Annotated in this window: 11 protein-coding genes; 3 read left to right on the forward strand and 8 right to left on the reverse strand. The window is 68.2% G+C overall.

Going from position 1 to position 10,707, the window contains the following annotated elements; all coding sequences use genetic code 11:
- Positions 1 to 74: 74 nt before the first annotated feature.
- A complete protein-coding gene (purM, locus tag M6444_RS08660) occupies positions 75 to 1,145 on the reverse strand; it encodes a phosphoribosylformylglycinamidine cyclo-ligase (protein ID WP_298325622.1) in 1,071 nt (356 codons plus the stop codon).
- Positions 1,146 to 1,328: 183 nt separating this feature from the next.
- Between purM and M6444_RS08665 the strand changes: the two genes are divergently transcribed.
- Together M6444_RS08665 and M6444_RS08670 are read left to right on the forward strand one after the other, a co-directional pair.
- The gene (locus tag M6444_RS08665; RefSeq protein WP_298325625.1) at positions 1,329 to 2,135 is read left to right on the forward strand and encodes a TIM barrel protein; all 807 of its coding nucleotides are present in this window, start codon (positions 1,329 to 1,331) and stop codon (positions 2,133 to 2,135) included.
- Positions 2,132 to 3,016, forward strand: coding sequence for a 2-hydroxy-3-oxopropionate reductase (locus tag M6444_RS08670; RefSeq protein WP_298325627.1), 885 nt, complete (start codon positions 2,132 to 2,134; stop codon positions 3,014 to 3,016). The genes M6444_RS08665 and M6444_RS08670 overlap by 4 nt, the downstream gene beginning before the upstream one ends.
- A gap of 147 nt (positions 3,017 to 3,163) precedes the next feature.
- On the opposite strand, the gene M6444_RS08675 is transcribed toward M6444_RS08670, so the two are convergent.
- The 3 genes from M6444_RS08675 to arsM are packed head-to-tail and all read right to left on the reverse strand — an operon-like array spanning position 3,164 to position 5,530.
- Positions 3,164 to 3,568, reverse strand: coding sequence for an arsenate reductase ArsC (locus tag M6444_RS08675; RefSeq protein WP_094364331.1), 405 nt, complete (start codon positions 3,566 to 3,568; stop codon positions 3,164 to 3,166).
- A complete protein-coding gene (gene arsB, locus M6444_RS08680; RefSeq protein WP_094364330.1) occupies positions 3,565 to 4,680 on the reverse strand; it encodes an ACR3 family arsenite efflux transporter in 1,116 nt (371 codons plus the stop codon). The genes M6444_RS08675 and arsB overlap by 4 nt, the downstream gene beginning before the upstream one ends.
- Before the next feature lie 31 nt (positions 4,681 to 4,711).
- Positions 4,712 to 5,530, reverse strand: a complete 819-nt coding sequence (arsM, locus tag M6444_RS08685; protein WP_094364498.1) for an arsenite methyltransferase — start codon at positions 5,528 to 5,530, stop codon at positions 4,712 to 4,714.
- A gap of 94 nt (positions 5,531 to 5,624) precedes the next feature.
- On the opposite strand from arsM, the gene M6444_RS08690 reads away from it, so the two are divergent.
- Positions 5,625 to 6,008, forward strand: a complete 384-nt coding sequence (locus M6444_RS08690) for a metalloregulator ArsR/SmtB family transcription factor (RefSeq protein ID WP_094429398.1) — start codon at positions 5,625 to 5,627, stop codon at positions 6,006 to 6,008.
- A 7-nt stretch (positions 6,009 to 6,015) separates the two neighbouring features.
- On the opposite strand, the gene M6444_RS08695 is transcribed toward M6444_RS08690, so the two are convergent.
- From M6444_RS08695 to M6444_RS08710, 4 genes are all read right to left on the reverse strand, one after another.
- A complete protein-coding gene (locus M6444_RS08695) occupies positions 6,016 to 7,260 on the reverse strand; it encodes a hypothetical protein (protein WP_298325646.1) in 1,245 nt (414 codons plus the stop codon).
- Positions 7,261 to 7,689: 429 nt separating this feature from the next.
- Positions 7,690 to 8,034, reverse strand: a complete 345-nt coding sequence (locus tag M6444_RS08700; protein WP_298325649.1) for a helix-turn-helix transcriptional regulator — start codon at positions 8,032 to 8,034, stop codon at positions 7,690 to 7,692.
- Positions 8,031 to 9,155: a tyrosine-type recombinase/integrase gene (locus tag M6444_RS08705; RefSeq protein ID WP_094429396.1), complete on the reverse strand. Its 1,125-nt coding sequence runs from the start codon at positions 9,153 to 9,155 to the stop codon at positions 8,031 to 8,033. Before M6444_RS08705 ends, M6444_RS08700 begins: the two co-directional genes overlap by 4 nt.
- A gap of 174 nt (positions 9,156 to 9,329) precedes the next feature.
- On the reverse strand, positions 9,330 to 10,707 hold a 1,378-nt coding region (locus tag M6444_RS08710; RefSeq protein ID WP_298325657.1), incomplete at its 5' end, for a M23 family metallopeptidase.

Raw genomic sequence — 10,707 nt, forward strand, 5'->3', positions numbered from 1 at the left:
ACGTGCTCGACACGATCGTGGCGGGCCCCTCCGTCGCGGCCGGCTGTCACGTGTCGCTTGGCTCCTGCGATGGCTCAGGTGGCGTACCGTCCACGCAGGTGAACCGAACCGTTGCCGTCGACGATCTCGCCGACGACCCAGGACTCCACTCCTCTCGCGGAGAGGACGCGTAACGCGTGATCGGCGGCTCCAGCGGCGACGATCACGACCATGCCGACGCCCATGTTGAGCGTCCGTTCGAGTTCAGCTTCGGCCACGCCACCGATTCGTGCCGTGACCGAGAAGATGGGTTGCGGCGTCCACGTGGATCGCTCGAGGACAGCCGACGTGTTTGACGGCAGCACCCGTTCGAGGTTCGCCGCCAACCCGCCACCGGTCACATGCGACATCGCATGCACATCGGTTTCACGGGCCAGTGCCAGGCAGTCCTGCGCGTAGATCCGCGTCGGCTGCAGCAACTCCTCACCGAGTGTACGTCCGAACTCTGCGACGTCGCGATGGACGTCCCAGCCTGCGACATCGAAGTACACATGCCGGACGAGGGAGTATCCGTTGGCGTGCAACCCGGACGAGGCCAGGGCGATGACGACGTCGCCGCTGCCGACCCGGGAGGCGCCGAGCAGGTCGTCGGCCTCGACGACGCCGGTGGTGGCTCCGGCTATGTCGTACTCGTCCGGCCCGAGCAGGCCAGGATGCTCGGCAGTCTCGCCTCCGGTGAGGGCGCACCCGGCTTGCGCGCAGGCCGCCGCGATGCCTTGGACGATCGCGGCGATGCGTTCGGGGACGACGCGGCCACAGGCGATGTAGTCGGTCATGAACAGCGGCTCTGCGCCGCACACGACGATGTCGTCGACCACCATGCCGACCAGGGCGAAGCCGATGGTGTCGTGGACGTCCATCCGCTGCGCGACGGCGACCTTGGTGCCGACGCCGTCGGTGCTGGTGGCCAACAGCGGGCGTCGATAGGTTTTCAGGGCGCTGGCGTCGAACAGCCCGGCGAAGCCGCCTAGACCGCCGACCACCTCGGGTCGCTGCGCCTGGGCGACCGCTTCCTTCATCAGCTCGACGGCGCGGTCACCAGCCTCGATGTCCACACCCGCACCTGCATACGTGGCACCGGGCGCGACGTAATGACTGCTCGACACAGCTAGAAGGGTATACGCCCGCCGCCAATACCACGCTTTCCGGGCAGGCGGGCCGCCGGGCGCCATCCCGCTGGGAGTGAAGCCGTCCCGATCATGAGACGGCTGCGGCGTCCCCAGCGCCGTCAACGCTGCATGATCGCCTGATGCTCACCGCGTCACGGCGACCGCCTATGCTCGATCGCGATGACCAGCACGTCGTTCGCCGTCAACTGCTCGATCCTCCTGACCGACCGCGACGTGCCGGCTCGCCTCGAAGCTGTGCGGCTTGCCGGTTTCACTGCTGTCGAGTTCTGGTGGCCGTTCGCCACCGCGACGCCGTCCGACCCGGAGGTCGAGGCGTTCGTCACAGCCGTGCGCGACTCCGGCTTGCAGTTGGCCGCGCTCAACCTCTTCGCCGGCGACATGCCTGCCGGTGACCGTGGCGTGGTCTCGTGGCCGGGCCGGGCGGAGGAACTTAGCGCCAGCGCGGAGCTGGCCGCACAGATCGGCGCTGAGCTGGGCTGCCGCCTGTTCAACGCGCTCTACGGCAACCGGCACCCCGAAAGCACGGCCGCGGCACAGGACCAGTTGGCCGTGCGCAACCTCGCGGCGGTCGCCACCGAGCTAGCCCGGATCGACGGCACCGTGCTCGTCGAGCCGGTCAGCGGCGCGGCCGCCTACCCGCTGCGCACCGCCGACGACGTCATCGCCGTCCTGGACCGCGTGGAGCAGGAGACCGGCGCGGACAACCTCGCGCTCCTGCTCGACGTCTATCACCTGGCGACCAACGGCGACGACGTCCGCGCCGCGATCGACCGGCATCGCGCCCGCATCGCGCATGTCCAGGTGGCCGACGCACCGGGCCGAGGCGCTCCCGGCACCGGCGAGCTGCCGCTGCAGTCCTGGATCGACGAGCTGCGTTCGGGCGGCTACCGGGGCTGGGTCGCCCTGGAGTATCGCAGCGACGACACCGACCCGTTCACCTGGTACGACCAAGGGGTTCTTTCATGACGACGATCGGATTCATCGGCCTGGGCGTCATGGGCGCCCCCATGGCCGCCAACCTCGTGGCTGCAGGCTTCGACGTGACCGGGTACAACCGCAGCCCCCACAAGGTCGAGGGTCTCGTCACCGCCGGAGGCCGGCGGGCGGAGTCCATCGCCGACGCGTGTTCCGGTGCGGACGTCGTGATCACGATGCTGCCCGACTCCCCCGACGTCGAGTCGGTGGTCCTCGGTGGTGACGGCGTCCTGGCCACGACCCGCCCCGGCGCCGTGCTCATCGACATGAGCACGATCCGCCCGGACGTCGCCCGCACGCTCGCCGAGACCGCCGGCCGCCACGACGTCGGCTTCCTGGACGCACCCGTCAGCGGCGGCGAGCAAGGCGCCATCGACGCCACGCTGTCGATCATGGTGGGTGGGGACACCGACACGTTCGCCTCGATGCGCCCCGTCCTGGACGCGTTGGGCTCCACCATCGTCCACGTCGGCCCGGCCGGCTCCGGGCAGACCGTCAAGGCGGCGAATCAGCTGATGGTCGCGGGCATCATGGAACTGGTCGCAGAAGCTCTGGTGTTCCTGGACGCTCATGGCGTCGATCGGGACCGCGCGGTGGATGTGCTCTCCGGAGGTCTGGCCGGGAGCGCCGTGCTCGATCGCAAGGCACCGGCCATGCTGCGGCGCGATTTCACCCCCGGCTTCCGCGTCGACCTGCACCACAAGGACCTCGGCATCGTCGCGGCCGCCGCGCGGGAGGCCGGTGTGGCCACCCCGCTCGGGTCGCTGGCCGCCACCCTCATGGCCTCCGCCCGCGCTCAGGGTCACGGCTCGCTGGACCATTCGGCTCTGCTGCTGTTGGTCGAGCAGCTGTCGGGGCGATCGGGCGAGTAGCCACGGGCGGACGTTCGCCGCCGACGCCGACGCTTACCGGCAGGGTCCGATGATGGAGATGACGGAATAGCCCCGGCCAGTCCTGGCCGGGGCTATGTGTGAAGAGGGAGAGGTCCATGCCCGGCAGGTGCGCCGGGCGGCCCAGGGTCAGGTCAGTTCAGCGACGAGGGCGCGGACGCGGTTCTCGATGTCGTCGCGGATCGTGCGCACGGCGTCGAGTCCTTGCCCGGCAGGATCGTCGAGCTGCCAGTCCTCGTAGCGCTTGCCGGGGAAGATCGGGCAGGTATCCCCGCACCCCATCGTGATCACCACATCCGAGGTCTTCACCGCGTCGGGGGTGAGCAGCTTCGGGCGTTCGGCGGTGATGTCGATCCCGACCTCGCGCATAGCTTCGACTACGGCGGGGTTGAGCTGGTCGGCGGGTTCGGAGCCGGCGGAACGGACCTCGATGCGACCCGCCGCCATGCGATTGAGGTAGGCGGCGGCCATCTGCGATCGTCCGGCGTTGTGGACGCAGACGAACAAGACCATCGGGAGCTGCGGGGTGGTCATGATGCCTCGGTTTCTGTCTGGTAGGGGTTGGTGTGGAACCAGCTTCTGGCGGTCCAGAGGGAGACGTAGACGAGGCCGACGAGGACGGGCACCTCGATCAGCGGGCCGACGACCCCGGCGAGGGCTTGGCCGCTGGTGGCGCCGAAGGTGCCGATGGCGACGGCGATGGCGAGCTCGAAGTTGTTGCCTGCCGCGGTGAACGCCAGCGTGGTCGAGCGGGCGTAGCCGAGGCCCAGTGCCTTGCCGAGCAGGAGGCCCGCGAACCACATGAGCGCGAAGTAGACCAGCAGTGGCAGAGCGATCCGGGCGACGTCGAGCGGGTTGGAGGTGATGGCGTCGCCTTGGAGGGCGAACAGCAGCACGATCGTGAACAGCAGCCCATACAGCGCCCACGGCCCGATCTTCGGGATGAAGCGCTCTTCGTACCAGGCCCGGCCGCGGCGTTTCTCGCCGATCCAGCGGGTCGCGAACCCCGCGACCAGGGGCACGCCGAGGAAGACGAGGACGTTGAGGGCGATCTGCCCGACCGAGACGTCCAGGCCTTGGGTGTCGAGGCCGAGCCAGCCGGGGAGGATGGTGAGGTAGAACCAGCCGAGCACCGAGAACATCACGACTTGGAATACGGAGTTGATCGCGACCAGCACGGCGGTGGCTTCCCGGTCGCCGCATGCGAGGTCGTTCCAGATCACGACCATCGCGATGCAGCGGGCCAGGCCGACGATGATGAGGCCCGTGCGGTATTCGGGCAGGTCCGGTAGGAAGAGCCAGGCGAGGGCGAACATGACCGCCGGGCCGAGCAGCCAATTCAGCAGCAGGGACGAGACGAGGAGGCGCTTGTCTCCGGTGACGGCGGCGATCTTGTCGTAGCGGACTTTCGCCAGCACCGGGTACATCATCACCAGCAGTCCCAGGCCGATCGGCACCGAGATCCCGCCGACCTCCATCCGAGCAAGCAGGTCCGAGAGGGCGGGCACGAACCGGCCCAGGAGGAGACCCGCGATCATGGCCAGGCCGATCCAGGCCGGCAGCCACTTGTCCAACGTGGACAGGCGCTTCGCGGCCGGGGCCTGCGTCGGGGTCGCGATGCTGGTGATGTTCTGGGGTGCGGGCATCGTGCTGCTCAGTCTCCTCGTCAGCTCGGGATCAGTTGGCAGGCTTGGTGGCGCGGACGATCGCGGCGTGCATCCCGTCGGCGGCCTCGTGGGTGAACTCCACGCTCGCATCCGCGAAACCACCCTTGGCGAGCCCGTCGAGGTACTCGGTCTTGGAGAGGGCTCCGGCGATGCAGCCGACGTAGGAGCCGCGCTCGGCCCGCTGCTCGGGGGTGAGGCGGTCTTCGGCGACGACATCGGAGACCCCGATCCGCCCACCGGGGGTGAGGACGCGGAACATCTCGGCGAGCACCGCCGGCTTGTCGGTGGACAGGTTGATGACGCAGTTGGAGATCACCACATCCACCGACCCATCGGGCAGCGGCACGTCCTCGATGGTGCCCTTGAGGAACTCGACGTTCTCCGCCCCGGCTTCGGTCTTGTTCTTCTCGGCCAACGCGAGCATCTCGTCGGTCATGTCCACGCCGTAGGCGAACCCGGTCGGGCCGACCCTGCGGGCCGACAAGAGGACGTCGATGCCGCCGCCGGAGCCGAGGTCGAGCACCCGCTCACCCTCATGCAGCTCAGCGACCGCGGTCGGGTTGCCGCAGCCGAGGCTCGCCTCGATCGCTTCGAGGGGCAGGCCGGCGGCGGTCGCCTCGTCATAGAGGCCCGCGCCGAAGCTGCGCTCGGTCGGAGCACAACACGAACCCGAATCGGCCTCCTCCACGGCGGGCGTGCTGGTGCAGCACGAGCCCGCGGGGGTCTCCTCAGCCAGCAGGTCGGCGTTGCGGGTGCCGCGGGTCACGGCGGTCGCGGCCTGCGCGTAGCGGGCGCGGACCTGCTCGCGCAGCTCGGTGTTCTCACTCATGGCGTGCTCCATTCGGTCGGGTGGACTCGTCATCTACGTATTGATGTTCGTCGATGCATCGACAGTTGTCAATGCGTGGCGTAGGATCAGGGCCATGACGACTTCGCTGCCACTGATCGCCGCCGATGCGGGTGGGTGCTGTGCTCCGGTCACGGGCGGGGTGCTCGCGGTCGAGGATGCCCAGCGGTTGGCGCGGATGTTCAAGGCGCTCGGTGACCCGACCCGGGTCCGGTTGTTGTCGATGATCGCGGCGCAGTCCGGCGGGGAGGCGTGCGTGTGCGACCTGACCGAACCGGTCGGGCTCTCCCAGCCCACGGTCTCGCATCACATGAAGCAGCTCGTCGACGCCGGCCTGGTCACCCGCGAGCAGCGCGGCAAGTGGGCCTATTACGCAATCGTGCCCGAGATCCTGTCCATGCTCAGCAGCGCCCTCGACCCGCAGGCCCTGACCGACGGTGGCCCTGCCTCGTCGTGCTGAGACGGGTTCAGCGCGGCAGGGTCGCGTAACGGTTCCAGGAGGTTCCGGCGAGACCGGCCCAGCGGGTCGCGGTGCCGATGCTGACGCCGATCAGTGAGGCGAACACCGCCGGTGGTGTGGTCGAGGCCAGATGCAGCAGGGCGGTGTTCCGGCTTGCTCTGGAAGTCACCCCGAGCTGGTGCATCCGGCGTAGGAGCGAGGCGGGATGCAAGTGGGTGCCGGCGTTCTTGCCGGTGAACAGCCACCGGGAATCAGCCAGCCTGCTCGCCGCCCCGAATGGCTTGGCGACCGGCAAGGCGGTCACCAGCGCATCCAGCGGCGGGATGAGCAACACCGGCTCGGAGCCCAGACGCAGGTAGGTTTCACCATCGCGGACCTCGATGTCACTGGTGATCAGGGCGGTGATCTTCGCGACCGGCTGGGCGTAGAGCAGGATCAGACAGGCTGCGGCACGGTCTTCGATGCTGGCGCTACCGGGCTCGTGTAGCAGCCGGCGAACCAGGGCGAGCTGTTCTTCGGGGTCGACGTCGTGGGCCGGGTCTTTCGCCGGAACCGGCTCAGGGAGCCAGACGTGCCGGAGGTAGCCGCCTCGTTTGAGCCAGCGGACGAACCCGAGGCGGCGGCTCCGGTCGGTGGTAATCCAGGCGTCAAGGTGGTCTTGCGGACAGTCATCGAGGTCGTAGCCGCCGGAGCTGAGATGGTCGAGGAACGCGCGGGCAGTGTCGATGTCGCCCCGGCAGCGGGCGGCCGCGTTCGGCGCGATCCGGTCGTGCCGGTCGGTCTTGGCGCGGCCGACGACGTGCCAGCGGGCGTAGCGGGTGAGCACGCCGCGCATCTCGGGATCGCTCACCTCGGCGACGACGTCTGCGGCGTATCGGTGCAGTCGGGCGGCGTTCTCATCACGAGGCGGCAGGGTGCCCGCGGCGACGAGCATCGCGCGCAGATAGGTCACCGAGAACATCTGTGGCCGCGCATCGAGCGCGTCGTGACTGAGGTCGACCTGGCCGCGGGCGATCGAGGTCAGCAGACGCAAGGATGCCAGATCGTGCCAGTTGGTCAGCAGCGATCGGGGTCGTTCGAGCTCGGTGAGGGCGTCGCGGACGGGTTTCAGTTCTGGCCGGATCACCCCGTCCGGGCCGGTGAGAGCGGCGTCGATCTGCTGGGCTGCTTGGCAAGCGAAACAGCGTGGTCGGCCGTGATTCGTCGTGCGTCGCCCGAGAGCCTGCTGCCCGCAGATAGAGCAGTCGATCACGGGCGCTTGGTAGCAGGTCGGGCAGACGTCCGGGCTGGTCGCGGTGGCTTTCAAGGCGACTCGTTTGAGCCTGCCGCAGACGCCGCAGACCCGGCACGGGTTCCGATAGCAGCGACCGCAGAGGTTCGCCGCGCCGGGTCGCTTCCCGCCAGCTCTGGTCGCCAGCGGGCCGATCATGCCGCACTCGTCGCAGGCATCCTCAGGGTGATGGTCGCGGGCATAGCAGGTCACGCAGACCGCGCCGCCGTCGTCGGTGCGGGCGTTGACCCTGCGCTGGCGTCCGCATCCGGTGCAGGTCTCGATCGGTGACCGGTGAGCGCGGCAGGCGCGGCACTCACCCCGATCCAGCGTGTGGTTCCAGCGCAGAGACTTCAGCCGGCCGCAGCGAAAGCAGATGCCCTGGACGATCGTGTTCGCCACCGGCGCCGGTCATTCGTCCGCAGGGGTGATGACCGCTCGGGTCGGGCGGTTCTTGCTCCCGCTCGTCGGCGGTTTGACCGCACCCGCGGTGCCGGTCTTGCGGCCCCGCCGCGACGCCGACTCGACGTAGGGCTCGATCAGGTCGGCCGGTGTGCAGCCGAATATGTCGCAGAGCGCGGCGAGGAACTGCATGTTCAGCCGCTCGGGTTGGCCGACCACGATCCGGTAGACCTGGGTGGAGGTCATCACCACGCCCCGGTCGGCCAGCAGCGGCACCAGATCGGTCGTGACCTGCATGCCGTGTTCGTTCATCACCTTGCGTAGGTGCCAGTGATAGGCGACGGTCTTCGTCATCGTGATCCTCCCTCGATCGCTGTCGGTGGGGTGAACGCGCCGTCGAGAGCGCGGCGCAGGGTGCGGTTGCGGTAGTCACCGGAGACCCCGGTGTAGAGGGCGGTGGTCGAGCCCCAGCGGTGCCCGACCTGCTGCTGGACGAACAACGGGTCGTAGCCGTCCTCGATCAGATGCGTCACATACGAGTGCCGCAAGCAGTGCGGGTGCAGCAACGGGTCCAGGCCGAGATCATCGCGCCACTCGGCGAACCGGTCGTCGATGTGCTTGAGCCGGATGCGCCCTTGTCGCTCGGTCGGCCACAGGATCGTCTTGTCGGCAAGGTCGAACCGAGGCCGAACCTCGCTCACGTACTCCTCGATCACCGGCCGGGTCCACCCGAACACGGCCAGCACCGCCCGGCGGCGCGGCTGCGAGCCGCGCATCGCTTTGCCCCAGCGGACGTTGCAGACCCCGAACCGGCCGAACTCCCAGCCCTGCGGGTTGCGGGTGAAGTCCGGCAGATCGAGCATCGCTGCCTCGCGCCGACGCAACCCGAACGCATAGATCATCTTGAACAGCGTGGCGTCGCGGAACAGCGTCAGCCATCCCTTGCGCTTGGAGGAGCGGGCCTGATCCACCAGGTCATCGGCGTAGTCGAAGAACATCTGCAGCTCATCCCGCGAGAGCGGTCGCACGTCCGGCCGTGCCTCGTGGTCGCTGGTATGGATGACCGTGTTCCACTCGTGGCAGACCTGCACCGGATGCGTGTCGAACAGATCGACGCAGCGATCGACCCAGCCGTAGCGGTGATCGACCAGGTAGTCGCAGAACAGCGCCACGGAGTTCTGATAGGCCCGCACCGTCGACACAGACAGCGGCCGCGGTCCGGAGACGAGCGAGGTTGTCCATTCCTCCACGTCAGCCGGTGACCACTCCCACGGCGGGGCGTTGCAGAAGTCCGCGAACCGGCGTACCTGCGAGGCCCTGGTCTTGATGGTTTGCACCGCGAGCATCCGCGAGGTCTGCTGTGCCGACCAGCCCGCCACCATCTCATCGAAGAACTGCTCCGCCGGCCGCAAAAGCGACACGTTGCCAGACGACAAGACCCCCGTGCCGGGTACCTGATCGTCTGAGAACACCATGCCACGACCTTACATTAAATGTAAGAATCATGCATCAGATGTAAGATGAGTAGCGAAACCCCTGGTCAGGCGGCGGTGACGCTGCTAGGTTGGAGACGGCTTTGGTTCCGCGGAACAGCGTGATTCCGACTTACATCTAAGGTACGAATCTTACATTAGATGTAACTCCGGACCTTATTCTTTGACGGTGATGTGGACGTGGTCGTAGTGGCCGCCGGTGACGTCGGTGGGGTCGTGCATGCCACCGCCGTTGTAGGGGCGCCAGCCCTCGGCATCGCGAGCGAGGGACCAGATCTGGCCTTGCCAGATCAGGTACTCGACGCCGAGGGTTTCGGCGTTGTCTTGGAGCCAGTTCGTCAGCGCCCATCCGGCTTCGAGCTGCTGGGGTGTGGGTCGGGAGCCGATGGCGTTGCCGAAGGTGACGTCACAGGCTCGTCCGAGGGGGTGTTCGGATTTGGTGCCGGGGCGGGGTGAGTAGCAGGCCCAGGAGCTGTCGGGGTAGGCGGTGAGGGCTTGGGTGTAGACGTGGAGCATGCGGGCGGTGATCTGTCCGTCGGTGGTGGGGTCATCGACCTTGCGGTCCGGGTCTCCGGCATCGGGCCTTTGGGGCGGCGCGGGCTGGGTCGCGGCCGGGTTGCAGCCTTCCTGCTCGACCGGTGTGGTGGGGGCTGGAAGGTTGCCGCTGGTGTGTTGGTCGAGCCAGGGCTGGGGGTCGGTGAACTCGCCGTCGCTGCCGCCTTGGCGGAGTTCGAAGTGCAGGTGTGCGCCGGTGGAGTAGCCGGCCGAGCCGACATCGCCGATGTGTTGTCCGGCGGTGACTTGGTCGCCGACATTGACGTGGATGCCGGTCTCCCACAGGTGGGCGTAGGCGGTGGCGATCTTCTGCCCGCCGGTGGTGTGTTCGATGATGATCAGCCCGCCGTACCCGCCGGACATCGAGGCGTGGGTGACGATGCCGTCGGCGGCGGCGAGGATGGGGGTGCCGTCGGGTGCGGAGTAGTCCGCGCCGGTGTGGAGCTTGTTCTCCCCGGTGATGGGATGGACCCGCATCCCAAACCGCGAGGTGGTGACCCAGGTGCCCTCAGGAAGCGGGAAGACCACACGCCCGGTCTCCGGCAATGGTGGACTGGTGGTGCTGGGGGTGGTGAGGGTGGTCAGGATCTGTTCGGCGACGGGCTCGTAGTTCGCATACCGGTCGGGGTAGGCCGACACCTCGACGGCTTGGGCGGCTTCACCTTTCGACAGGGTCTGCCAGCCGGGGATGTCGAGCAGGCCGCGGGGTGAGGGGTGGTTGGGGCCAGTAGGGCCGCCGAAGAACGCGCGCGCCTGGTAGACGGGGTCCATGAGGTCGGCGACGGTGCCCCACCCGGCTTGGGGTCGCATCTGGAACAGGCCGAGGCTGTCGTGGTCGGAGGCGTCCCCGTCATTGGGGTGATTCCCGGAGTCGGGGTAGACGCTGGTGTTGGCCAGCATCCGCAGGTTCGACTCGGTGAGGGCAGCCATGAGCGCGATCTGAAGCCCGTCACGGGTGACCCCTTCGATCTGGGATCCG

The sequence above is a fragment of the Haloactinopolyspora sp. genome, assembly GCF_027324685.1.
In the GTDB taxonomy this organism is placed as follows: Bacteria; Actinomycetota; Actinomycetes; order Jiangellales; family Jiangellaceae; genus Haloactinopolyspora.